Genomic DNA, 21,852 nt, shown 5'->3' on the forward strand with positions numbered 1-21,852 from the left:
TCCTTCGTGAGGATCGACACCGGGAACGCTACCGAGGGAGCTCAAAGGGCTGGGAGGCCCGCGTAGTACCACTTTCCGTCGCAGTCAACCGCTCGACGAGCCGTGAGAAGACAGTCGCCGCCAGCGACTGCGGCGGCGCTGCCATGACGGTCATGATGTAGCCAGGGAGCGAACGCACGCCGAAGTTCTGAATCTCGACCTCCAGCGTGCCGAGCCCTTCGACGATGATCGAGATCTGCGCATCCTCCGGCCCCGACACGTCGTGACGTTCCCAGATACGCACGAAGTCCTCGTCGTGCGAGAGCTCCTCGATGATCTCCTTCAGACGGGGCGAGCCCGGATCCGCATCGCGCCGGAGTGTCGCCACGGCGGCCCTGGTCATGGTCTCCCACTGAACGAGAGTGCGCTTCATCCGGTCGTTGAAGAGGTTGATGACGACGTTCTGTCCCGCCGCCAATCCCCCGAAGCCGAACGCCGTGGCCAGCGGGTTGGCCACGACGACGTCGCGGTGCCGGTCCGACATATACGCGGGCGTGTGCGTCCACTGCGCCAGGACGCGCGCGATCTGGTCGGCGACCGCCGCATCCTCCGGCACGGGCAGCGCGGGGGTTCCGGCGGCGAGGCGTCCGAGGTATGCGCGGGATTCCGCATCCAGGCCGAGAACGCCCGCGAGCGCGCGCAGCACCTGGTCGGAAGGACGAGCGCCACGCCCCTGCTCGAGGCGGAGGTAGTACTCGGCACTGATGCCGGCCAGCTGCGCGACCTCGTCGCGACGCAGTCCCGGCACGCGCCGGCCTGGAGCGCGGTCCAGGCCCACCTCTTCGGGCTGGCGGACATTGCGTCGGGCGCGTAGATAGTCGCCTAGCGCGACGCGTTCTCGTTCCATGGCTCTCCTCCCCGCAGAGAAGAATGTACGTGATGGAGCGGGCGCTCCACATCCCCTGTGCGATCCGCCCGTATCCCCCGATACCGACGAAACCCTCACCAGGTGTCGGGCGGACGTTCGTCCGGTGTCGGAGCGCTCCCACGCCAGGTCGCGCCATACTGGCGACGACGGCGCTCCCGCGACCGTCGGAAGGGAACCCGATGGCCGAGAGCGTGCGCCGCGCCGATCCCTCCTCGTTCGTGCCGGGAGCGGTTCAGCAATTCGGCTCACCGTTGTCGACGCACGCCGTGTTCCTGGTCCTGCGCGTCGCGCCAGGAGCGGATGCGCTCGCACGTGTGCGAGGAGTGCTCGCGGACCTCTCGGGCACGATCAAGGCGGTCGCCTTCCGCGATCCCTCGGCGACGCTGACCTGCACTGTCGGGATCGGAAGTGAGATCTGGCCGCGCCTCGTGGGAACGCCACGCCCCTCGCAGCTCCGCCCCTTCATCCCGATCGTCGGCGAAGCGCACACCGCACCGGCGACGGCGGGCGACCTGCTCTTCCACATCCGCGCCGACCGCGCCGACATCTGCTTCGAGTTCGAGCGGCAACTCATGGACGCGCTCGGCGACGCGGTCACAACAGAGGACGAGACGGCCTGCTTCCGCTACTTCGACCGACGAGACGTGCTCGGATTCGTCGACGGGACGGCCAACCCGGTCGGCGACGACATCGCCGGCACCGTGCTCGTCGGCGATGAGGACCCCGACCACGCGGGCGGCACGTACATCGTGACGCAGAAGTATCTGCATCCCCTCTCCGCCTGGCGCGCGCTGCCGACCGAGGCGCAGGAGGCGATCATGGGCAGGTCGAAGGCCGACAACATCGAGCTCGACGATGCGGCGAGCGGGCAGAAGGCCCACAAGACGCTCGCGACGATCGTCGACGACGAGGGCGTCGAGCACGACATCCTCCGCGACAACATGCCGTTCGGCCGCCCCGGCGCCGCCGAGTTCGGCACATACTTCATCGGGTGCTGCCGGGACCTCTGGGTGATCCAGCGGATGCTCGAGCGGATGTTCATCGGCGACCCGCCCGGTCTGCACGATCGGCTGCTCGACTTCTCCTCCGCCGTGACCGGCAGCGTGTTCTTCGCGCCGCGCCCCGACGTGCTGGACGGGCTCGACGACGACCCCGTGGACACCCCCGCCGCGACGACACCTCCCCCGCGCGCCGCGGACTCCTCGCTCGGCATCGGCGGGCGCTCCTGACGATCGGAAGGACTCTCTCATGGATCACCTCTATCGCGACCTCGCGCCCATCACGGACGCGACCTGGGACACACTGGACGACGAGGCGCGCACGCGGCTGCAGCCGGCCCTCGGCGCCCGACGCCTCGTCGACTTCGTCGGCCCGCTCGGCTGGCAGCACTCGGCGACCACCCTCGGCCGCGTCGGAACAAGCTTCTCGACGCCGTTCGCGGGCGTGACAGGGCGCTCACGCCAGGTTCTGCCGCTCGCCGAACTGCGCGCGGACTTCGCACTGTCGCGCAGCGAACTCGACGATGACGCCCGCGGTGCCGTCGACACGGACTTGACGCCCCTGGACGAAGGGGCCGTCGCACTCGCGAGCGCGGAGAACGCCGCGGTCTTCCACGGCTGGGATGCAGCGGGGTTCGTCGGCATCGTCCCGTCGTCACCGCATGCGCCGCTCAGCGGCGCCGGAGAACCGGGTCGGCTCGCTCCCCTGGTCGCCGAGGCGATCGCGACGCTGTCGGGCGCCGGGGTCGGCGGACCGTACGGCCTCGCCGTCGACACGGCGACGTGGACCGAGATCTCCGGCGGGAGCGACGCGGGTGGCGCCGTGCTGCAGCGTCACCTGGAACGCGTCCTCGGCGGTCCGGTGGCATGGACGCCCGGCATCACGGGTGCGGTCGTAGTGAGCCTGCGCGGCGGCGACTTCATCCTGGAGTCCGGTCAGGACATCTCGCTCGGATACACGGCGCACAGCCGGGACGCGGTCGAGCTGTACCTGATCGAGAGCCTGAGCTTCCGCGTCGCGACGCCGGAGGCGGCGATCGCGATCCGCTGATCCGATCAGGCGGCGAGCACTCCCGACGCGGCGAAGGCCGCCTGCTCGCTCATGCGGGCGAGCTCCCCCTCGTCGCGGCCGATGCGCCAGAGCTGGATCAGCGACTGGGACAGCGCGACGACGTTGGCCGCGGCGGCGGCGACATCCTGGTCGGACCGGTCGCGCCCCGCCGCCTCGGCCAGAGCATCGGCCATGCGCTGCTCCATCTGCGTGAGCGTGTCGGCGGCGATCCGTGCGACCTCATCGTCGGATCCGAGCTCGGCGATCGTGTTCAGCATGAGGCAGCCGCGACGATCCGGGTGCGCCGCACAATCGGCGCGCACGGCGGCGAGGTAGGCGCGGACGGTGTCGGCCACGTCCCGTCCGGGAGCGAGGGCGGCCTCGACGAAGTCGACGCGTCCGGCGCAGTAGCGCCGGAAGATCACCAGGAACAGCGCCCATTTGCTGCCGTACGCCTGATAGAGACTCCCGTTGGCCACACCGGTCGCGGCTGAGAGATCGGTCAGCGCGGAGCCCCGATACCCGCGGGTCCAGAACTGTTCGGTGACCGCGTCGAGGAAGAGCTCTTCGTCGAAGGATCGGGCGCGGGGCATGGCCCCCACCGTATCGTGCGTCGAGCGGTGGTCGGTTCAGCGTTTGCCGAACCAGCCGGCCAGCACGACGTGTCCGAGCGGCAGCAGGGAGAGCAGCATGAGGACCGATCCGAGCACCTCGTCGGAGGGACGCAGGAGGACGCCCGCGATGAGGGTGCCGGAGAAGATCACACCGCTCACGGCGCGCGCCGCCAGCTTCTCGGTGCGCGCGAAGCGTCGCTCGAGACGCGAGAAGTCGACCGTGAGGCGCCCCTCCTCGAGGCGCGTGATGAGAGCGTCCGCGCGCCGCGGCAGGCGCGCGGTGATCGCGGCGACCGAGGCCATCTCACCGAGCATGTCGCGCATCAGGTTGCCGCTCTCGGCCCGCAACAGCTCGGATGCGTACGGTTCGACCGCGTCCCACACGTTGAACGCCGGGTCGAGCGTGCTGCACACCCCCGAGGTGATCGACATCGAACGGATGATGAGCAGGAAGTTCTCGGGCAACTGGAACGGCATCTCGCGGGTGACATCGCCGAACTGCTCGGCGAACTCGCGGAACTCCCTCGGGTCGACGTCGCGCAACTCGGCGAATCCCATGCCGCCGAACCGCGCGAACAGCGTGGTCATCGCGCGTTCGAGTTCGACCGTGTCGGCGTCGGGCAGGAGCACGCCGACCTTGCCGATCCCCTCGACCAGGCGCTTGCTGTCGCGTGCAGCGACGGCGATCAGGAGGCCGCGAAGGCCGTCGCGCAGAGTGTCGGGCACCTCCCCCATCATCCCGAAGTCGATGAACGTCAGGCGGAACCCGCCCTCCACGGCGGCATCCGGCGTGACGAAGACGTTGCCGGGGTGAGGATCCGCGTGGAAGAACCCGCGGCGGAACAGCTGATCGAACATGACGCGGGCGAAGAGCTTCGCCACCTGCGCCGGGTCGATGCCCGCCGCCCGGAGGGCGTGCGCATCCGAGATCTTGATGGCCGTGACGTCCGCCAGGGTGAGGACGCGGCGTGTGACGCGCTCCCACACGACGACGGGGGCGTCGACGCGCGGCTCCTCGGCGACGTCGGCGGAGAAGCGCTCCGCCCAGGCCGCCTCGTGGAGGTAGTCGGTCTCGGCCAGGCTGGTGGCGGCGAACTCCTCGACCAGCGCCGGCGCGTCGACACGCTCGGACACCACGCGGATGCGCCGCAGCCAGCCGCCCACGCGGCGGAGCGCAGCAAGGTCGACCGCGACGATATCGTCGATGCCGGGGCGCTGCACCTTCACCACGACCTCGGCGAAGCCGACGTCTGCCGCCAGAGCGTCGTGCAGTCGGGCGCGGTGAGCCTGTCCGAGCGAGGCCGCGGCGACCGGCGCCTCGTCGAAACGCGCGTAGGCGCGTTCGAGCGGCATGCCCAGCTCCGCTTCGGCCGCGGCGCGGATCGCCGTGAACGGGAGGGGCGGCACTTCGTCCTGCAGCCCCTCGAGCTCCTTCGTGATCTCGGGCGGCAGGACGTCCAGTCGAGACGACAGGAACTGCCCGACCTTGATCATGAGACCGCCGAGTTCGAGTGCGAGCGCGTGGAAGCGACGGGCCAGCCGCGTCATCCGCCGCGGCTGGCCGCGCATCGCAAGGCGCGTCAGACCCAGGCGCGGCAGCACGAGTTCGAACCACCACACCTGGACGAGGGCGCGTGCGGCGAAGCGGATGATCCGGTTGTAGCGTGCCCGAGTATCGGTCACGACCGGGTCCGCTCCGCCGTCACCTGCCGGCGGCACCGGGTTCAGTCCTCGGCGAGGATCGCGTACAGGCGTCGGCGCGTCTCGCCGAGCGCGTCGACCGCGGCCTGGACCTGCTCCGGCGAACCGGTGCGGGCGACCTGCGCGACGACCTGCGCAAGCTCCATACCGGCCTTCGGCAGCGCCGTCATGCGTCCGCTGTCGCGCATACCCGGGGCCTCCCAGGGCGCGTCGGACTCGGCGGCCTCCTCCGCCTCGGCGGCACCCGCCTCGGTGAGCGAGTACGTCTTGCGTCCGCCCGCCTCCTCGGCGACGATCAGCCCCTCGTCAGCCAGTAGCTGCAGCGTCGGATACACAGAGCCGGCGCTGGGCTTCCACGCCCCGCCGCTGCGCTCGGCGATCTCACTGATGATCTGGTAGCCGTGCATGGGCTGCTCGGCCAGGAGAAGCAGGACGGCGGCGCGGACGTCGCCGCGTCCGACCCGGAAGCCGACCTTCTTGTCGACCGAGGACCGCATCTGTTCCATGGCGTCCCAGAGACTTCCCGGCAGCCCGCCACCGAATCCTGCACCCGCGAATGGATTGCTCATCGTGACCTCCTCAGATCGTGAACGATACTTCACGATATATCGTTCAAGTCGCGAAGGACAGGTGCCTCAGAAGACTCCCAGCAGGCAGCACGCGGCTCCCCGAACCGATACGAGTCCGTGACTCGTCAATGCATGCGTGTCGATCGATCGGCGCAATAGCGTTCCAGTTATGAAGCGGAAACTCCTGTTCTCCACCGTGGCCCTGGCGGTCGTCGCGCTCTCCGGCTGCGCCGCGACGCCGGCACCAGCGCCGTCCGTGCCGACCGGCATCGCGGCGGCCACGACAACCGCGACCCCCACGCCCGAGCCCGAACCGGCTCGGCTCGTGATCGGCATCCAGGCCGTCGCGTACACGCACGACGGAGAAACCACGGTCGTCTCATACACCGAGGCACCGCAGTTGCAGGACCTCCTGCGCTCCATCAGCGATCAGGATCCGGCGCAGACCACGATCGATGGCCCTCCCGGGTACGAGATGCAGATGACGCGCTATGACTACGACGGGATCTCCCTCATGTCGGGTCCCGACGGCCGCGCGAGCATCGCCGTGGAGACCGCGACCTTTCACGGCGTTCCGGTCGCGACGCAGGAGGGCATAGCCGTCGGCTCGTCGCGGACGGAAGCGATGGATGCGGGAGCCCGCGACGGCTTCGACGAGAACGGCGATGGTGTCGCGGACTGGCTCGATCTCGGGTCGGTGGAGATCTCCGGCACCCAGTCGCTGGTGAACCCCGGCTCCGTCGACATCCAGTTCGTGATGCTCGGCCTCAACGGCGATACGGTGCGCGAGCTCCAGGCGCCGGGCAACGACTTCTCGGATCTCTGACGCGCACGGGTCAGACCGCTCAGAAGGGCGGTTCGGCATCCGCGGGCACCCCGGACGCCCTCCCCGCGGATGCGGGGACGAAGCGCGGTGTTCGTCGCTCCGGTTCGACGCGGTAACGACGACCCGCGGGTGATGTCCAGACGATCGCGCCGTCGGGATGCTGTCGGGTCTGCCATCCGCCGTGGTGCTTCACGGTGTGGTGCCCCTTGCACAGCGGGGTGAGATTATCGGCGCGCGTCTCGCCGCCGTGCTCCCACGCCACCGTGTGGTCGATCTCACAGCGATCGGCAGCCATCCGACACCCGGGCGCGGTGCAGCGTGCGGCCCGCCAGCGCACGAGGCGCTGCAGGTCGGCGGGCGGGCGGTATCGCGTACGCCCCACGGAGAGCACGACCCCCGTCTCGGGGTGGGTGAGCACCCGCATCCATCCGTCCGCGGATCCGCAGAGGGTGCGTGCGGTGCGGATCGGGATGGGGCCGACGCCGTCGAGTTCGGCCGGCGCGCTCACCGCGGCGTCATCGTCGAGCAAAGAGAGCACCGGCACGGTGACGGCGACGGTCGCGCGCACGCCCCGCACCGCCGCGGGATGATCGCCCACCTCTCCGTCGACCAGCAGATCGCCGAGCAGGTCGGCGCGCACCTGATCGAGAGTTCGCGACGCGAGCACGGGGTCGATCTCGTCGCCGACGCTGGTCTCGGCGAGGTCGCCGATGGCGGCTTCCTCCCTTTCGGCCGCCAGGAGAGCAGAGCCCATCGCCGTCAGCCGGTGGAAGATCGCCCGAGCCTCGACCGCAGGCAGGTACGCCGACAGCCACGCCATGCCGTCGCTGTCGGCCTCGACCGAGACGCGCCGCATTCGCGCCGCGTCGTCGTGGCGCTGCTCGAGTGAGACGGCCCTGGCGCGTTCGACGAGGGCGCGGACCGCGGAGCGGAACTGACCGACCGGCATCCGCTCGGCGAGTTCGAGCGAAAGCGACGCGAGCTCGCCGCGCAGCGGCGCCTCCGCCACATCCACCGCGTCGACCAGGATGCGGGCGTGCTGCTCGGTGATCGCACCGCGCCCCAGTGCATCGAGCACGCGGTCGTACCGCTCGGTGAGCGCGACCGCCTGCGACACCAATCGCTCGGCCGTCGACTCGGTGACGCGCAGAGCCTGCGAGATCTCAAGTCGGAACGAACGCTCGGCGATGCCACGGTCTCCCCCGCGCGAGGCCGACTCGACGAGTGCTGCCGACCGCGCCTCGGCGATCGCGACGGCTCGCTGGGCGGCGAACGACGACACGAGAGATGCCATACCCACGACCTGGTCGATCAGATCGGGCTCATCGAGCTCGGACGGCGGCGCCTCCCACGACCGCGCGATGCGGCGGTCGTCGTCGAAGGTGTCGTCCTCGTCCATACCCCGAGGCTAAGCGGGACCTCCGACATCGCACCCTGACTTACACCCCCGCGCCGATGACCGTCAGAAGCCGCAGCTTCTCGGCACTCTCCGAGCCCGGTGCCGCCGTGTACACGAGGAGCGAGTGCGACTGCGCCGGGTCGAGCAGCGTCTGACATTCCAACTCCAGCGCCCCCAGCTCCTGATGCACGAAGCGCTTGGTCGCCCGCGGGCGCACGCCCACCTCGCCCAGCGACCAGATGTCGCGAAACTCCGGGCTCCGCGCATCCAGCTCCGCCACCATCCGCGACGCGCGGGAACCCTGGCCGCGTCGCGTCGCGATCTCGCGAAGGCCGGAGACCCACAGCCGCGAGAGGAAGTCGTGTTCATCAGGGTCATAGATCCGGCGGGCGGCCGGATCGGTGAACCAGCGGTAGCCGATGCTGCGGGCCGAGCCCGCCAGTGACGCCGTGTTCCCGGTGAGGGCGACACCGAGGGGCGTCTGGCGGAGGGTCTCGCCGAGCTCCGAGACGATCTCGGCCGGTGTGTCGGTGAGGCGGTCGAGGATCCGCAGCATGCCCGGACTCACGTGTTCGCTCGAGACGCCGACCACGGGAGGGTGGTGGCCCGCCAGGAGGAAGAGATGATCGCGCTCGGCGAGGGTGAGGTGCAGGCCCTGCGCGATGGCCGCCACCATCTGCGCCGACGGATGCGGCCCCGTCGCGCGCTCGAGGCGTGCGTAGTAGTCGGTCGACATATGGCAGAGCGCTGCGACCTCCTCCCGGCGGAGCCCGGCGGTACGCCTGCGGCTCCCCCGAGCGAGGCCCACGTCATCGGGCTGCAGCGCTTCGCGTCGCCGTCTCAGAAACGCGGCGAGCGCCTCGCGATCGATTTCCATGCGCCCTTCCTACCGTGATGCGCAGCCCGCAGCCACGGACCGTCGGTCCACCCCAGGCGTATGCGAGACGTGGATCGACGGGTCCTGGATGCCCCCGGCGGCGGGCACGATGCTCGAATCACCCCGACCGAGGAGCCTCCATGACCCGTACCGTCCCCCATCTCGACCTCCCCGACCTGACGGGTCGGCGCGCCCTCGTGACGGGCGGCAGCGACGGCATCGGCCTGCGCATCGCCGCCCGGCTCGCCCGCGCCGGCGCCGAGATCGTCCTGCCCGTGCGCAATCGCGCGAAGGGGGATGCGGCCACCGCCCGCATCCGCGCCGACGCACCGCGCGCCCGCGTGACCCTACGGGACCTGGATCTGGCGTCGCTCGCATCGGTCGCCGCGCTCGGCGAGAAGCTCAGAGCCGAGGGCGCGCCGCTGCACTTGCTGATCAACAACGCCGGCTTGATGTCGCCGCCGTCGCGGCAGCTGACGGCGGACGGCTTCGAGTCGCAGTGGGGCACCAACCACCTCGGTCACGTCGCCTTGGTCGCCGAGCTACTTCCACTGCTGCGCAAAGGACGGGCGCGCGTCGTGTCGCAGGTCAGCGTCGCCGCGGCGAGCGGCCGCATCCGATGGGACGATCTGAACGCCGAGCGCAGCTACGACGCGATGACCTCGTATCGACAGTCGAAGATCGCACTGGGACTGTTCGCCCGCGAACTGCAGCGTGAGAGCGCGGCACGAGGATGGGGGGTCACGAGCGTCCTGTCGCACCCTGGTGTCGCTCCGACCAGCCTGCTGGCCGCGCGGCCCGAGCTGGAACGCGCCGCCGACACCCGCGAGGTGCGTCTCATCCGGTGGATGTCCGCACGCGGACTCTTCGTCGGGACCCCGGACTCGGCTGCACTTCCCGCCCTGTTGGCGGCAACCTCTGCGGACGTGGTCGGAGGCCATCTCTACGGCCCGTCGGGTCCGGGAAGGGTCGGCGGCGCTCCGGGCGAACAAACGCTCTACCGGCCGCTGCGCGACGACGAGGCCGCCCGCCGCATCTGGACCGTGTCGCAGGAGCTCACGGGAGCGGCGTTCCCGACCGATTAAGCCTCGTCGCGGGGCGGGTTGTGCATGAACTCGATGCGGATGCCGTTCGCGTCTTCGAGGAACGACGCGTAGTACCGCTCGGTGAACCGCGGATACTCCTTCGGTGCACGCACCGGGACCCAACCCGCCGCGACCGCGATCTCGTGCAGGTGCTCGACCTCGTCGCGCGAACCCACAGCGAAGGCCAGGTGCTGCCACCCGACACGGCCGTGCACGTGAGGCCCGGAACCGCTCTCGCGCGGAGGCATAAGGATGAGTTCGGTCTCGCCATCGCGCCACCAGGAGACCGAGGTCTCGGCATCGGCCCGTGTGTACCCGAGCGCGGCCATGATCGGATCGAACTGCACGACCGCTCTCGGCACGTCCTCGACGGTGATTCCCAGGTGATCGAAGATCGGCATGCGTCGATCCTCGCAGCATCCGCCGACACGGCCCACGAGGCCCTGCTGCGACAATGGATCGTCGGCGATCGGAAGGCACCTATGAAGCTCGAGCACCTGGTGAGGTTCGTCGCTCTCGCCGAACACCTGCACTTCCCGCGCGCGGCGCAGGCGCTGGGAGTTCCGCTACCCGCGCTCTACAGCGCCCTCGACAAGCTCGAGGAGGAAGTCGGCCACCCTCTCGTCATCCGCGAGGCCCCCACTCGGCTCACCCCAGCCGGCACGCTCCTGCTCGACGAAGCGCGCGCTCGCATCGCCGACGCGCCCGCGGCGGTGCGCACGAAGAGCCCCGGCGGCGGCAAGGCCAAGGCGTCGAAGGGCAAGGGCCGCGCGCCCATCGTGAAGGGGCAGCCGAAGCCCTACAAGAAGCGCCAGGGACGCTAGCCGCGAGCCTCCGGCAGTCCTAGCCTGACGCCATGGGCCTGCTCCGCTACTCGATCAACGTCACACTCGACGGCTGCGTCGATCATCGATCTGCGATCCCGGATGAGGAGCTGCACCGGCGCGCGGCGGAGTACATCGCGCGGGCGGACGTGCTGCTGTTCGGTCGCGTCACGTACGAGATGATGCAGGATGCGTGGCGCCCGCCCGCATCCGACGCCCTCCCCGACTGGATGAAGCCGTTCGGACGCACGATCGACGCCGCGCGCAAGTACGTGGTGTCGAGCACCCTGGAGAGGGTCGACTGGAACGCGGAGCTCGTGCGCGGCGATCTGGCCACGGCCGTGCGCGCACTGAAACGGGATGCGGACATTGCCACCGGCGGAGTGATGCTTCCCACGGCTCTCGCCGAGCTGGGCCTCATCGACGAGTACGAGTTCGTCGTGCACCCGCGTGTCGTCGGCCACGGTCCGCGGCTCTTCGACGGCCTGACGACGCCGCTGGATCTGCAGCTCACTGAGCGGATCGAGTACGGCTCGGGCGCCGTGGCGTCGCGGTACGTGCCCCGCGCTACAGCTCGGTGAGGCGCCCGGACTCGACGCGCCAGTTGCGGTCGGTGTCGACGGCGGCGAGCATACGGCGATCGTGCGTCACGAGCAGGAGCGTCCCTTCGTAGGACTCGAGCGCCTGTTCGAGCTGCTCGATCGCGGGCAGATCAAGATGGTTCGTCGGTTCGTCGAGCACCAGCAGGTTCACGCCCCGCGCCTGCAGCAGCGCCATTCCCGCGCGCGTGCGCTCGCCCGGCGAGAGCTCGTCGACGGCTCGAGTGACGTGGTCGGCCTTCAACCCGAACTTCGCGAGCAGCGTCCGCACCTCGGCGGCCATCTCCGGCACCAGATCGCCGAAGGCCTCGGCGAGCGGTCGGGAGCCGGAGAGGAGCGCCCGGGCCTGATCGATCTCACCGATCTGCACGTTGGCGCCGAGGGCGGCGCGCCCCGCATCCGGCTGCTGACGACCCAGCAGGCCCCGCAGGAGAGTCGACTTGCCGGCGCCGTTGGGTCCGGTGATGCCGATGCGCTCGCCGGCGTTGACCTGCAGTGAGACCGGGCCGAGGACGAAGTCGCCCTGGTGGAACTCGGCGTCCGACAGGGTCGCGACCACCGTGCTGGAACGCGGCGCCGAGCCGATCGTGAACTCGAGCTGCCACTCCTTGCGGGGCTCCTCGACCTCTTCCAGCCGCGCGATGCGGCTCTCCATCTGGCGCACCTTCTGCGCCTGCTTCTCGCTCGACTCCATCGACGCTTTGCGTTTGATCTTGTCGTTGTCGGGCGACTTCTTCATCGCATTGCGCACGCCCTGGCTCGACCACTCCCGCTGCGTGCGAGCGCGCGCGACGAGGTCCGCCTTCTTGTCGGCGAACTCGTCGAACTTCTCGCGCGCGTGGCGACGTACGGTCGCCCGCTCCTCGAGGTATGCGTCGTAGCCGCCCCCGTAGAGCCGGTTCGTGTTCTGCGCGAGATCGAGCTCGAGCACCCGCGTGACGCAGCGCGCGAGGAACTCCCGGTCGTGGCTGACCAGCACCACGCCGCCGCGGAGACCCCGCACGAACGTCTCGAGCCGCTCGAGGCCGTCCAGGTCGAGATCGTTGGTCGGCTCATCCAACAGCACGATGTCGAAGCGGCTCAGCAGGAGAGCCGCGAGGCCGACACGCGCCGCCTGGCCGCCCGAGAGCGAGGTCATCTGCGCGTCGGCGTCGAGTTGGAGTCCGAGATCGGCGAGCACAGCCGGTACGCGCTCCTCGAGGTCGGCGGCGCCGCTCGCGAGCCACCGCTCCAGCGCCGTGGCGTATGCGTCGTCCGCCCCGACGGCGTCGGGGTCGGCGAGGGCGGCGGCGGCCGCATCCATCCGCACGGTCGCCTGGGCGCAGCCCGTGCGACGCGCGATGTACGCCGACACGGTTTCGCCGACGACGCGCTCGTGCTCCTGCGGCAGCCACCCGACGAAGGCATCGGCGGGTGCGAGCGAGACGCTCCCACCCTGCGGCTGGTCGACGCCCGCCAGCAGGCGCAGCAGCGTCGACTTGCCGGCGCCGTTGGCGCCGACCACGCCGACGACATCGCCGGGGGCGACCGTCAGCTCGACGCCCTCGAACAGGGTGCGATGGCCGTAGCCGCCGGCGAGCTGATGGGCGACGAGCGTTGCGGTCATCCTTCGATTCTCCCAGGCGGAGGCGTCAGTCCGGCACCGCGTCGCGGGCGCGCTGCGCCTCGTTCGCGGCTGCCTCCGCGGCGGATGCGGCTTCTCGTAGCCGATCCTCGCGACGTGCGAGCTCGGCATCCGCTGCGTCCGCATCCGACTGGAGCCGCTCGAGCTGCGCGCGCACCTCCGCGATCCGCTCCTGTACCAGGTCGGCGTGCTCGCGCGCCTTCTGCTCGGCGGCCTCGGCGGCCGACCGCTCCCGTTCCGCAGCCGTGGCGGCGCGCTCCGCCTCCCGCGCCGCGCGTTCCGCGGCCTTGCGCGCACGACGCACGGCCAGCTCGTCCGGATCGGATGCGGGGCGCCCGACCGGACCACCGGGAGGCGAGCCCGCCACGATGTCCGCCGCGTCGATATCGTCGAGCGCACCGGCATCCAGCGGCTTGCGCAGGCGGCCCGTGAGCACAGCCGCCGCGGCACGCGCATCCATGACGGCCGCGTTGATCGTCTGCGCGACGGCCTCGCGTGCGGAGTCGGCGAGCGGATGCCCCGCCTCCGCAGCGAGGGCGGCGGCGCGTTTGGCGAGAGAGGCCACAAGCTGCTGGCGTTGTGCGCCGAGCCGGCGAAGCTCGGCCGCATCCAGATCGTCCTGGGCCTCGCGGAGCGCGGCGGCGAGTTCGACGGCCTCGGCCAGTTGCCCGTCGGCGACGAGCAGGTTGACCGCCCATGCAGCGACGACGGGCTTGCGCAGGGCTTTGATCTGTGCGGCGTCGGCCGGATCCGCCCTCGCAGCCTGTTCGTCACGGGCCGCGGTGAATGCGTCGGGCGGCAGCCGGTAGAGCGCAGCGGCGACCTCGTCGACGGAGCTCCCGGATGCGGCGGCCATGGGCCCATTCTGCCGCGAGGCTGTGGCCGCCTGTCGTGGTTGCCCGCCTCGAGCTCGCGGCCCGAACTCCTGCAGAACGTGATCCATCGCGCCTCTACGAGCCCGCAAGGCACCGGATTGCAGGAGTTCGGGCGCGGGCGCCGGGCGCACGGGAGACGCCGGACGCGCTACACAACTCAGCCAGGATCGGGGCGGGCGGCCCCGCACGTTACAGAACGCGACGGCACCGACTGAGTTGTGCCCGCGGCTCCGTTCCCTCACACGGATTCCCCGGCGACCGGACGCACGGCCCGAACCCACGAACTGCAGGAGTTCGGGTGCGGGAAGCGGGAACGCCGAAGGGCCGGGCGTCCGCAGGCGCGCCGGCCCTTCGGCGACGTATGCGGAATCAGTCCCAGTCGAGGTAGTCCTCGATCGCCCACGACACGGCACCCGTGTGGGTCGCCGGGAAGAGGTGCTTGCCACCGTCGATGTTCACGACACTCACCAGCTCGGGCGCGGAGGCGCGCAGGTCCTCCCCGTTCGACGGGGGCGTGATGCGGTCGTCCGCGCCCTGCACGACGAGCACGGGAACACCGGCGGCCAGCGCGGGAAGCTCACCCAGCGCCTCGCGGGCTGCGCGCTGCAGGCCGTCGACCTCGGCATCACGGAGGTCCTCCGGCGCGTCGGAGAGATCCAGCTCGTCGGAGCCGGCCGAGCCCTCGACACCGAGCAGCAGGACGCCGTTCACGCGGTCGTGGTGGTCGATCGCGACCAGGCGGGCGACCGTGCCGCCGAAGGCGTGTCCGCCGATCCAGGCGTGGTCGATGCCGAGGTGATCGAGCACGTCGACGACGTCCTGCGCGAGATCGTGCAGTGAGACGGCCGCATCCGAGGGACGACGCGTGCCGATGCGCACGACCCGGAAGTCCTCCTGCGCGACGGAGTGCCCGAGGGCCTCGAGGTAGCCGATGTTCAGGCCCTGCGCCGGCAACAGGACGAGTCCGGGGCCGTCGCCCTCGACCGCGAACGGGATGGCGCGGCCGTCGGGCTCGAAGATCTGGGTATCCGTCATGCGGGAGTCCTCTCGCGGAAGGCGGGATCGAGACGGCGATCGGGACCCCGGGCACCGAGTGCCGCTGCGGTGATCGCCTCGGAGAATTTACCAGCCGCGGATGCGGTCGCCTCAGCGCCCGGCGCGCCGCAGCTGCCCGCCGACCACCACAAGCAACGCTCCCATACCCGCGGCGAAGGCTGCGACGCCGTAGGCGAGCACGGACGTGAACAGCGAGGTGCGCAGGGCGGAGGCAGTGGACAAGGCGGCACTCTGTTTGCGCAGATCCGTCTCCTCCTGGCTCCCCTTCTCGACCTTCTGCAACGCCGCGCTGATGTCGGCGTAGGTGCGGCCGCCGGCGCCGCGCTCGGCGTTGCCCTTGATGACCTGCGCCTCGATGTAGGCGGTGACCGGGCCCTGGACAGGCGCCCCGGCGAGCGCGGGGGCGTTCGGCGGCACGGTGATCTTCTCGGCGCGCAGCTGGCTCGTCACCGTGGTCCAGGCCGCAGCGCCCACGGCGGCGAACAGTGTGCCGGCGGCGATGGCGTACCCGCCCGCGCGGCGGACGGAGGAGAGGTCGGAGCGCATGCTCATGCGGGTCCTTTCGACGAAGACAGTTGTGTGCATCCTCCCAGGCCGACGGATGCGGCGCGCGAGCCGCGGCCGTGTGATTCGGTCGGGCGCACGATACCCACGACCTAGGACCACCACCCTGAGATCAGATCGTGGATGAGATTGACGAATCCGAAGACGGCCACCGCAGCACCGAGAACCCACCACCAATCCTCTTTGACCGACAGTCGGCGCCCCTGGTACGCGACGCCTCGGCTGCTCAGCGCCTCGTTGAGGAGATCACTCGCGACGTCGTCTGAGCGCTGCAGGCGATCATCGCGCCAGCGTTCCCACCGCAGCAACCGCTCAGAGAGGGCGTCCACCGTGGTCAGCAGCCGCTCCCACAGCGCCGGATCGAGTGTCGCGAGTTGGCCCGGGAAGTAGAGGAACAGGTAGTCGTCGACGAGTTCGACGTCGAGACGAGCCGCCTCGTCGACGAAGACCGCCATCGTGTCGGGCGAGAAGAGATACAGCGCATCCGTCTCGTATCCCTCCGGGCAGTAGAGCGTGAAGAAGCGGTCGAAGTCACCCTCGAGCGACAATCGCTGGTCCTTCGCAAAGGCGATCGGCAGCCTCGGCCGACCGATCGCATTGTTGCCGTGAGCGTCGAGCACGATGTGCGGCAACGCGACCGGAAGCCGCATCGCCGCGTAGCCCCATCGGTAGGTGCTCGTGCTCCTGCCCGAGCCCGTCGTGCACGTGTGGTTGCCGATCTCCAGGGCGTACCCCTGGCGCCGGCGGAGGATGTCGGTGACGAACGCGGATGACTGCCCCGGCCGCGTGAAGATCATCCCCGGCAGGGGCGGAGCCGGCGCGTACGGCTCATATGTGAACCCGTTGGCCTCGGCGAAGCCGTTCAGTCGGTAGGAACGGACGCCTGACCGGCGCCGGATCGCGCTCACGAGCACGACGACGCCGATCACCGGCGGTATCGCGAGCGGAAAGAGGATGACGATCAGCCCCCAGTCCCCATCGGCGAAGAACGACCCGTCGATGATCACCAGCCACATCACGAGAAGCGCCAGCGGGAAGGCGATGAGCAGCGCGACGCGCGCGAGGACGCCGGCCAACGGGGGACGAACGGATGACGGAAGCAGGCGCCGGTAGTCGCGGAGCCGTCGGCGATCGATCCGGGAGGTCAACGGGGCGGTGTCGACGATCACGCGCGCCATCCTAGGATCACCGCGTTCATGTCGCCGCTCGCCCCGCGGCCGCCCGCCGTCTAGTTTCGCGGATCAGGCCCCGTCGCCCCGCGCGGTCGAGAGGATGCCGTTCACGATCGCGCGCGTCGCCCAGCGGCTGCGCTCCTCGGGGCTGCCCGCGGTGAACAGCGCCGCTCCCGCCGCGTGCAGCTCGGGATGGCGGCGCGCCTCGGCCGCATCCAGGATCTGGGTGAGGTCCGACAGCTCCTGCCCGCCGCTCGCGCGCGCCGCCCACTCTGCCGCGGATGCGGTGGCGTGCTGCAGGAGCAGATCGACGCCGCGCGTCGCATCCTCACCGTCGACCCCCGCCGAGCGCAGAAGCCGCATCAGGAGCTCGAGCAGGTCGAGATAGTGGGTGCCGTCCGGCCACGTGATGAGCGCCGCGGATGCGAGCCCCGGCTGGCCCGCCAGCAACCGCGCATAATCGTCGAGCACGCGCTCGAGGCGATCGCGCCACGGTTCGCTCTCACTCCACGCCAGGTCGAGCTCGGCGAGGTAGCGGTCGATCAGGAGGGCGTTCAGCTCCGTCGTGTTCTTGACGTAGACGTAGAGCGAGGCGGGCCCGGTGTCGAGCTCCGATGCGAGCCTGCGCATCGTCAGCTTGGCGGCGCCCTCCTTCTGCACCACAGCGACGGCGGCGTCGATGATCGCCGCGCGTGACAGCGGCGGCTTGGCGGGACGCGCGCGACGACTCACGGGCTCGGGGCGACTCATGGTTCGACTATACGCACTTGATCGTTACGAACATGTTCGTAACGATCAAGTTCGTGCTGATTGGAGAACGCATGTCTCAGACCCACCCCGCCACCACTCTCACCACCAAGGGCGTGTGGTTGACGCTCATCGTCGTTCTCCTGGCGGATGCCATGGATCTCGTCGACTCGACCATCACGAACATCGCGGCGCCGTCGATCGTGGCCGATCTGGGTGCGGATGCGAGCCTGATCAAGTGGCTGGGCGCCGCGTACGCCCTGGCACTCGGTTCGCTTCTCGTTCTCGGAGGGAAGGTCGGAGACAAGTTCGGCCAGCGCGGCACCTTCCTCGTCGGGATGAGTGGGTTCATCGCCGCATCCGCCGTCGCGGGGCTCGCTCCCACGCCGGAACTGCTCGTGGCCGCGCGCGTCGGGCAGGGCCTGTTCGGTGCGTTCCTCATCCCCCAGGGCATGGCGATCATGACGGCCACCTTCCCGAAGCCCATGCTGCAGAAGGCGTTCGGCGTCTTCGCACCCATGCTCGGCGTGTTCGCGGTCGCGGGCCCCATCGTCGGGGGACTGCTCATCGACGCGGACCTCTTCGGGCTGCAGTGGCGGCCGGTGTTCCTCATCAACCTCGTCCTGGGCGGGATCGCCCTTGTGATGGCCGTGAAGTATCTGCCCCACGTTCCCGCGCGCCCCGCCACCCGCATCGACGTGCTGGGCAGCGTGCTGCTCGTGGTCGCGCTGTTCGCCGTGCTGTTCGGTCTCATCGAGGGCTCGAGCGAGGGATGGAGCGCGCTCGCGATCGCGGCGATCGCGGTGGGAGCCGTCGTCTTCGTCGGATTCGTCTGGCGTCAGGCCCGAACGAGCGAGCCTCTGCTGGCTCGCAGCCTGCTCGCCAACCGCGGCTTCACGGCGGGGCTCATCGTCGGGCTGCTCGTCTTCGCCGCCTTCAGCGGATTGATGTACGTGATCTCGCTGTTCTTCCAGTTCAGCCTCGGATACACGCCCACCCAGACCTCGCTCAGCCTGATCCCTCTCACGATCGGCATCATGGGCGGCTCCGGCATTGCGGCCGGACTCATCGTCAAGCTCGCCCGTCGTCTCGTGGTGCTGGGACTCGTGGCGGTGCTCGTCGGAATCGGCCTCATGCTGCTGTTCGTCACGATCGCGGGCACCGGCGTGGCATGGTGGCAGCTCGCCGCGTCGACGCTGTTCATGGGCATCGGCTCGGGTATCTGCTTCAGCTCCGTCTTCAACACCGCGCTCGGAGACGTCGATGCGCACGATGCGGGCTCCGCGAGCGGTTCGCTGAGCGCCGTGCAGCAGGTGGCGAACGGCATCGGATCGGCGCTCGTGACGAGCATCTTCCTCACGCTCCTTCCCACGGGGGACGTCGGAGCGGTGTCGACGACACTCGTGGCGTTGCTGGTGGTCGTCGCCGTGTGCCTGCTGGCGGTGCCGCTTCTCCCGCGGACCGCAGTCGCCGAGGTGGAGTGAGGATCAGGACGCACCGATGACCATGAGGCGGTCGGGGTCCGGGAACGGTTCGAAGCCCACGCGGGCGTAGAGCTCGTGCGCGTCGAGGGTCGAGAGCATGACGCGTTTCAGACCGAGCGGGCGCGTCGCATCCACCACGGCGGAAGCGAGGGCCTTCCCCAGTCCGAGGCCGCGCGCCTCGGGTGCGACGTACACGTCGCACAGCCACCCGAAGGTGACGCCGTCGGTGACGACGCGGGCGTAACCCACCTGCACACCCGTGGGGGCGTACGCCCCGAAATTGACGGATGCGGCGGCCGCGCGCTGCACCACGTCGAACGAGCGCCCGATCGCCCAGAACGCGTCGGTCGACAGCCACTCGTGCACCTGCCTCAGATCGAGGCGGTCATGATCGGTGTCGATCTCGTAGTCGTCAGCCAGCGGAATGCGAACGCGAGGGATGAGGGCGTCGGTGCCCAGCCGGGAACGGTAGTCGTCACTCACGCAGCCAGCGTAGGGCTATGCACCGATCGGATGCGTTCGGGACGGAAGCCGTAGCCGACCAGACGCGGCAGCAGACGTCGCGCGATCGGGATCGCGATACGGAGCACCATCCGCTCCCGGCGCGTCGGCGGGTTGTGCAGGATGCGGGCCCGCGGGCGTCCGATCGCGCGGTGGACGATCTGCTGGAGCCGCTGCATCGCGCGAGTGGGCAGGGCCCTGCGACGCTGCAGCGCGGCACATGCCCGGTCGATGGCGGCGGGCCCGTCGCCGAGTACGGGGGCGAGAAGGCGCGCGGCGGCGACCGCATCCTGGATCGCGTAATTGATGCCGACGCCGAAGGCGGGCGACATGGCGTGTGCCGCATCGCCGATGAACAGCAGGCCGGGCTGCCACCATCGCCGCAGGTGGTTGATCTCGACCGACAGCAGCTTCACGTCGTCGAAGGAGGCGACGGCATCCAGTTCGGACGCGATCGGCGGCGCGGCCCGCGCCACCCGCATCCGGAACGCGTCGATGCCCTCCTCGCGGGTCCCGCCGAATGTGCCCTTGCCGACCACGAGTCCGCACTGGAAGTACCCCGGCCGCGGAATGGTGATGAGCATGCCGCTGCCGCGAAAGTCGCGGAAGAAGTCGGCGTGCTTCTCCAGCACGACGACCTCGACGCCGGCTCGGGCGAGGAGCAGCCCCAGCATGATGCCGGCCGGGCCTCCCCCTGCGATGCAGACCTGGGTGCGGAGGGTGCGCATGCGCTCAGTGTCGCCGATGCGGAGACCCGGGGCCAGGGTCAGGCGACGCGTTGCTATGTTCGGAGGGTGAGCGCATCACCCTCGAGGCCGTCGCCGCGAACGGACGCGGCACCGATGTCGTTCACGTTCCGCGAGTTCGCACGAGGGGCGTTGAGTGCCTGGCTGTGGTTTCTCCTGTTCTCGACGCTCGCATCGACGGCGATGTTGCACTGGGGTGCGCTGATCGCGCTCATGTACGCGGTGCCGTGGTCGCTCGCCGCGCTCCTCATCGGTTCACCGCTGGCGTACGGTCTGGGATGGATGCTGCGCACCGCCGCCTCGATGCCCCTTCACCTCGTTGCTTTCACCGTCTTCGGTGCGGCGATCGGGGTCGGCACCACGACCGTCGCGTTCGCCGCGCCCTGGTCCGATCTTTCGGGCGACGGGATGAACGCGGTGTCTGTTCCTGCCGTGGCGATGTGGATCGCGGCGACCGTTGCCGTTCCGCTCGGCTGGCGCTTCACGTCGAAGCGTGCGCTGCGCAGCGACGCCGCAGAGCTCGGCGTCACGTCCCGCACGTAGATCCCGCGACGACGGCGTACCTCAGCCCGCGCCGTCAGCCGACAGCGAGCAGGTGGGCGGTGGGCCGGTAGTCGATCTTCCAGTCGACGTAGACGCCGGCGACGCCGTCGGCCGTGCAGCGCAGACCGACGGACACCCATCGCACCTCGCCGTCCTGGTCGAGAGCGAAGCCGAGGGCGACGCGGAACTCGTCATTGCCGCAGGAGCATTCGGCCTGTTGCACCTCCTCGACGTCGTCGAAGTGGTCATCCGAGTCGGCGAGCGCGGCCTCCTCCCCGCAGACGGCGCAGATCGTCGCCGCGACCCCGACCTCGTCGTCCAGGACGACGGCGAACGTCTCATTGCCGCAGGTGCACACAGAGAACGCGACCGTGTCGACGGGGTACCCGCCCGCAGAGAACTGCTCGATCGACCGGCGCAGTTCGTCGCGCTCCTGCTGTGTCGTGCTCATGCCGCGAGGCTACCGGCGCGGGCGGGTCAGGAGCCGACGCCCCCACGTCGCCGGCGACGCGAGATGATGAAGTCATGCCCTCTCGCCGCCGTCCGGACGTCACATCCGTCGAGCTGGTCGGTGGACCGGAACCGATGACCGTCGGCATCCACGACTACGACCCGAGCTGGCCCGTTGCGTTCGCGGAGCATCGCGACCGCATCCGTCTGGCGCTCGCGGGCCGGCAGATCCAGATCGCGCACATCGGATCGACGTCCGTGCCGGGCCTCGCCGCGAAGCCGATCATCGACATCCTCGTCACCGTCGACGACATCACCGCGGAAGAGGACTACCTCGACGCGCTCCTCGGGGCCGGTTACGCGCTGCGGGTACGGGAGCCCGGCCACCGCCTGGTGCGCACGCCCCAGCGCGATGTTCACGTGCACGTGTACGAGCAGGACGCCCGCGCCGTGGACGAGTACCTCCTGCTGCGCGACCGGCTGCGAGAGGATGCGGCCGATCGCGCGCTCTACGAGCGGATCAAACGTGAGCTCATGCAGCGCGACTGGGACGACATGAACGCCTATGCGGATGCGAAGACCGCCGTCATCGATGCGATCAAGGAGCGTGCCCGGGAGGCACGGCACTAGCCACCGGTAC

Annotated in this window: 25 protein-coding genes; 9 read left to right on the forward strand and 16 right to left on the reverse strand. The window is 70.0% G+C overall.

The genetic code is table 11. The features are described from left to right. Positions 1-28: 28 nt before the first annotated feature. Positions 29-886 carry a helix-turn-helix domain-containing protein gene (locus ACYVJS_RS14700; RefSeq protein ID WP_460740607.1) on the reverse strand — a complete coding sequence of 286 codons (858 nt, stop codon included), beginning with the start codon at positions 884-886 and terminating at the stop codon, positions 29-31. Positions 887-1,086: 200 nt separating this feature from the next. Here ACYVJS_RS14700 and ACYVJS_RS14705 point away from each other — a divergent pair, with 200 nt between their 5' ends. Both ACYVJS_RS14705 and ACYVJS_RS14710 read left to right on the forward strand, forming a co-directional pair. After that, on the forward strand, positions 1,087-2,136 hold the full coding sequence (locus ACYVJS_RS14705) for a Dyp-type peroxidase (RefSeq protein ID WP_460740608.1): 1,050 nt from the start codon (positions 1,087-1,089) through the stop codon (positions 2,134-2,136). Positions 2,137-2,155: 19 nt separating this feature from the next. Beyond that, the gene (locus ACYVJS_RS14710) at positions 2,156-2,956 is read left to right on the forward strand and encodes a family 1 encapsulin nanocompartment shell protein (protein WP_460740609.1); all 801 of its coding nucleotides are present in this window, start codon (positions 2,156-2,158) and stop codon (positions 2,954-2,956) included. A 5-nt stretch (positions 2,957-2,961) separates the two neighbouring features. Here ACYVJS_RS14710 and ACYVJS_RS14715 read toward each other — a convergent pair whose 3' ends face one another. From ACYVJS_RS14715 to ACYVJS_RS14725, 3 genes are read right to left on the reverse strand one after another with little or no spacing between them, the layout of a single operon-like run. Next, positions 2,962-3,549 (reverse strand): TetR/AcrR family transcriptional regulator, encoded by a 588-nt coding sequence (locus ACYVJS_RS14715; protein ID WP_460740610.1) that lies wholly within the window; start codon positions 3,547-3,549, stop codon positions 2,962-2,964. Positions 3,550-3,585: 36 nt separating this feature from the next. Continuing rightward, the gene (locus ACYVJS_RS14720; RefSeq protein ID WP_460740611.1) at positions 3,586-5,253 is read right to left on the reverse strand and encodes an ABC1 kinase family protein; all 1,668 of its coding nucleotides are present in this window, start codon (positions 5,251-5,253) and stop codon (positions 3,586-3,588) included. A gap of 41 nt (positions 5,254-5,294) precedes the next feature. Next, complete coding sequence (locus ACYVJS_RS14725; protein WP_460740612.1) at positions 5,295-5,840, reverse strand: PadR family transcriptional regulator; 546 nt, start codon at positions 5,838-5,840, stop codon at positions 5,295-5,297. 169 nt (positions 5,841-6,009) lie between these two features. Between ACYVJS_RS14725 and ACYVJS_RS14730 the strand changes: the two genes are divergently transcribed. Beyond that, positions 6,010-6,666, forward strand: coding sequence for a hypothetical protein (locus ACYVJS_RS14730; RefSeq protein ID WP_460740613.1), 657 nt, complete (start codon positions 6,010-6,012; stop codon positions 6,664-6,666). Between the two features lie 19 nt (positions 6,667-6,685). Here ACYVJS_RS14730 and ACYVJS_RS14735 read toward each other — a convergent pair whose 3' ends face one another. Then, positions 6,686-8,065, reverse strand: a complete 1,380-nt coding sequence (locus ACYVJS_RS14735; protein ID WP_460740614.1) for an HNH endonuclease signature motif containing protein — start codon at positions 8,063-8,065, stop codon at positions 6,686-6,688. 40 nt (positions 8,066-8,105) lie between these two features. Further along, a complete protein-coding gene (locus ACYVJS_RS14740) occupies positions 8,106-8,942 on the reverse strand; it encodes a helix-turn-helix transcriptional regulator (protein WP_460740615.1) in 837 nt (278 codons plus the stop codon). A 140-nt stretch (positions 8,943-9,082) separates the two neighbouring features. Between ACYVJS_RS14740 and ACYVJS_RS14745 the strand changes: the two genes are divergently transcribed. Then, positions 9,083-10,027, forward strand: coding sequence for an SDR family oxidoreductase (locus ACYVJS_RS14745; RefSeq protein WP_460740616.1), 945 nt, complete (start codon positions 9,083-9,085; stop codon positions 10,025-10,027). On the opposite strand, the gene ACYVJS_RS14750 is transcribed toward ACYVJS_RS14745, so the two are convergent. After that, the gene (locus ACYVJS_RS14750) at positions 10,024-10,428 is read right to left on the reverse strand and encodes a VOC family protein (RefSeq protein WP_460740617.1); all 405 of its coding nucleotides are present in this window, start codon (positions 10,426-10,428) and stop codon (positions 10,024-10,026) included. The two genes, ACYVJS_RS14745 and ACYVJS_RS14750, sit on opposite strands and share 4 nt — an antisense overlap. Between ACYVJS_RS14750 and ACYVJS_RS14755 the strand changes: the two genes are divergently transcribed. Continuing rightward, positions 10,411-10,851: a LysR family transcriptional regulator gene (locus tag ACYVJS_RS14755; RefSeq protein WP_460740618.1), complete on the forward strand. Its 441-nt coding sequence runs from the start codon at positions 10,411-10,413 to the stop codon at positions 10,849-10,851. The genes ACYVJS_RS14750 and ACYVJS_RS14755 overlap by 18 nt on opposite strands. A 32-nt stretch (positions 10,852-10,883) precedes the next feature. Beyond that, on the forward strand, positions 10,884-11,432 hold the full coding sequence (locus tag ACYVJS_RS14760; protein ID WP_460740619.1) for a dihydrofolate reductase family protein: 549 nt from the start codon (positions 10,884-10,886) through the stop codon (positions 11,430-11,432). Here the strand turns inward: ACYVJS_RS14760 and ACYVJS_RS14765 are convergent. The 6 genes from ACYVJS_RS14765 to ACYVJS_RS14790 form a co-directional block, all read right to left on the reverse strand. Further along, complete coding sequence (locus ACYVJS_RS14765) at positions 11,419-13,056, reverse strand: ABC-F family ATP-binding cassette domain-containing protein (RefSeq protein WP_460740620.1); 1,638 nt, start codon at positions 13,054-13,056, stop codon at positions 11,419-11,421. The two genes, ACYVJS_RS14760 and ACYVJS_RS14765, sit on opposite strands and share 14 nt — an antisense overlap. A 25-nt stretch (positions 13,057-13,081) precedes the next feature. Then, on the reverse strand, positions 13,082-13,930 hold the full coding sequence (locus ACYVJS_RS14770) for a transposase (protein ID WP_460740621.1): 849 nt from the start codon (positions 13,928-13,930) through the stop codon (positions 13,082-13,084). A gap of 388 nt (positions 13,931-14,318) precedes the next feature. After that, complete coding sequence (locus ACYVJS_RS14775) at positions 14,319-14,984, reverse strand: alpha/beta fold hydrolase (RefSeq protein WP_460740622.1); 666 nt, start codon at positions 14,982-14,984, stop codon at positions 14,319-14,321. 111 nt (positions 14,985-15,095) lie between these two features. Next, positions 15,096-15,557, reverse strand: coding sequence for an aromatic ring-opening dioxygenase LigA (locus tag ACYVJS_RS14780; RefSeq protein ID WP_460740623.1), 462 nt, complete (start codon positions 15,555-15,557; stop codon positions 15,096-15,098). A gap of 104 nt (positions 15,558-15,661) precedes the next feature. Then, positions 15,662-16,738 (reverse strand): hypothetical protein, encoded by a 1,077-nt coding sequence (locus tag ACYVJS_RS14785; protein WP_460740624.1) that lies wholly within the window; start codon positions 16,736-16,738, stop codon positions 15,662-15,664. Positions 16,739-16,810: 72 nt separating this feature from the next. Next, complete coding sequence (locus ACYVJS_RS14790; protein WP_460740625.1) at positions 16,811-17,491, reverse strand: TetR/AcrR family transcriptional regulator C-terminal domain-containing protein; 681 nt, start codon at positions 17,489-17,491, stop codon at positions 16,811-16,813. 71 nt (positions 17,492-17,562) lie between these two features. On the opposite strand from ACYVJS_RS14790, the gene ACYVJS_RS14795 reads away from it, so the two are divergent. Then, entirely contained in the window at positions 17,563-18,972 is a 1,410-nt protein-coding gene (locus tag ACYVJS_RS14795; protein WP_460740626.1) for an MFS transporter, read from the forward strand. Positions 18,973-18,975: 3 nt separating this feature from the next. Here the strand turns inward: ACYVJS_RS14795 and ACYVJS_RS14800 are convergent, their stop codons facing one another. Then, positions 18,976-19,455, reverse strand: a complete 480-nt coding sequence (locus ACYVJS_RS14800; RefSeq protein WP_460740627.1) for a GNAT family N-acetyltransferase — start codon at positions 19,453-19,455, stop codon at positions 18,976-18,978. Beyond that, complete coding sequence (locus ACYVJS_RS14805; protein WP_460740628.1) at positions 19,452-20,201, reverse strand: FAD-dependent monooxygenase; 750 nt, start codon at positions 20,199-20,201, stop codon at positions 19,452-19,454. The genes ACYVJS_RS14800 and ACYVJS_RS14805 overlap by 4 nt, the downstream gene beginning before the upstream one ends. Before the next feature lie 66 nt (positions 20,202-20,267). Here ACYVJS_RS14805 and ACYVJS_RS14810 point away from each other — a divergent pair, with 66 nt between their 5' ends. Next, a complete protein-coding gene (locus ACYVJS_RS14810; protein WP_460740629.1) occupies positions 20,268-20,762 on the forward strand; it encodes a hypothetical protein in 495 nt (164 codons plus the stop codon). A 34-nt stretch (positions 20,763-20,796) separates the two neighbouring features. On the opposite strand, the gene ACYVJS_RS14815 is transcribed toward ACYVJS_RS14810, so the two are convergent. Continuing rightward, on the reverse strand, positions 20,797-21,213 hold the full coding sequence (locus ACYVJS_RS14815) for a hypothetical protein (RefSeq protein WP_460740630.1): 417 nt from the start codon (positions 21,211-21,213) through the stop codon (positions 20,797-20,799). A gap of 74 nt (positions 21,214-21,287) precedes the next feature. Between ACYVJS_RS14815 and ACYVJS_RS14820 the strand changes: the two genes are divergently transcribed. Then, positions 21,288-21,842, forward strand: a complete 555-nt coding sequence (locus ACYVJS_RS14820; protein WP_460740631.1) for a GrpB family protein — start codon at positions 21,288-21,290, stop codon at positions 21,840-21,842. The last annotated feature ends 10 nt before the right edge of the window (positions 21,843-21,852 follow it).

This window comes from Microbacterium neimengense (genome assembly GCF_054782995.1).

Bases quoted from the DNA above. Each gene is read 5' to 3' on its own strand.
- ACYVJS_RS14700 (WP_460740607.1), bottom strand. From the start codon at position 886: ATGGAACGAGAACGCGTCGCGCTAGGCGACTATCTACGCGCCCGACGC.
- ACYVJS_RS14705 (WP_460740608.1), top strand. From the start codon at position 1,087: ATGGCCGAGAGCGTGCGCCGCGCCGATCCCTCCTCGTTCGTGCCGGGA.
- ACYVJS_RS14710 (WP_460740609.1), top strand. From the start codon at position 2,156: ATGGATCACCTCTATCGCGACCTCGCGCCCATCACGGACGCGACCTGG.
- ACYVJS_RS14715 (WP_460740610.1), bottom strand. From the start codon at position 3,549: ATGCCCCGCGCCCGATCCTTCGACGAAGAGCTCTTCCTCGACGCGGTC.
- ACYVJS_RS14725 (WP_460740612.1), bottom strand. From the start codon at position 5,840: ATGAGCAATCCATTCGCGGGTGCAGGATTCGGTGGCGGGCTGCCGGGA.
- ACYVJS_RS14730 (WP_460740613.1), top strand. From the start codon at position 6,010: ATGAAGCGGAAACTCCTGTTCTCCACCGTGGCCCTGGCGGTCGTCGCG.
- ACYVJS_RS14735 (WP_460740614.1), bottom strand. From the start codon at position 8,065: ATGGACGAGGACGACACCTTCGACGACGACCGCCGCATCGCGCGGTCG.
- ACYVJS_RS14740 (WP_460740615.1), bottom strand. From the start codon at position 8,942: ATGGAAATCGATCGCGAGGCGCTCGCCGCGTTTCTGAGACGGCGACGC.
- ACYVJS_RS14745 (WP_460740616.1), top strand. From the start codon at position 9,083: ATGACCCGTACCGTCCCCCATCTCGACCTCCCCGACCTGACGGGTCGG.
- ACYVJS_RS14750 (WP_460740617.1), bottom strand. From the start codon at position 10,428: ATGCCGATCTTCGATCACCTGGGAATCACCGTCGAGGACGTGCCGAGA.
- ACYVJS_RS14760 (WP_460740619.1), top strand. From the start codon at position 10,884: ATGGGCCTGCTCCGCTACTCGATCAACGTCACACTCGACGGCTGCGTC.
- ACYVJS_RS14765 (WP_460740620.1), bottom strand. From the start codon at position 13,056: ATGACCGCAACGCTCGTCGCCCATCAGCTCGCCGGCGGCTACGGCCAT.
- ACYVJS_RS14770 (WP_460740621.1), bottom strand. From the start codon at position 13,930: ATGGCCGCCGCATCCGGGAGCTCCGTCGACGAGGTCGCCGCTGCGCTC.
- ACYVJS_RS14775 (WP_460740622.1), bottom strand. From the start codon at position 14,984: ATGACGGATACCCAGATCTTCGAGCCCGACGGCCGCGCCATCCCGTTC.
- ACYVJS_RS14780 (WP_460740623.1), bottom strand. From the start codon at position 15,557: ATGAGCATGCGCTCCGACCTCTCCTCCGTCCGCCGCGCGGGCGGGTAC.
- ACYVJS_RS14790 (WP_460740625.1), bottom strand. From the start codon at position 17,491: ATGAGTCGCCCCGAGCCCGTGAGTCGTCGCGCGCGTCCCGCCAAGCCG.
- ACYVJS_RS14795 (WP_460740626.1), top strand. From the start codon at position 17,563: ATGTCTCAGACCCACCCCGCCACCACTCTCACCACCAAGGGCGTGTGG.
- ACYVJS_RS14805 (WP_460740628.1), bottom strand. From the start codon at position 20,201: ATGCGCACCCTCCGCACCCAGGTCTGCATCGCAGGGGGAGGCCCGGCC.
- ACYVJS_RS14815 (WP_460740630.1), bottom strand. From the start codon at position 21,213: ATGAGCACGACACAGCAGGAGCGCGACGAACTGCGCCGGTCGATCGAG.
- ACYVJS_RS14820 (WP_460740631.1), top strand. From the start codon at position 21,288: ATGCCCTCTCGCCGCCGTCCGGACGTCACATCCGTCGAGCTGGTCGGT.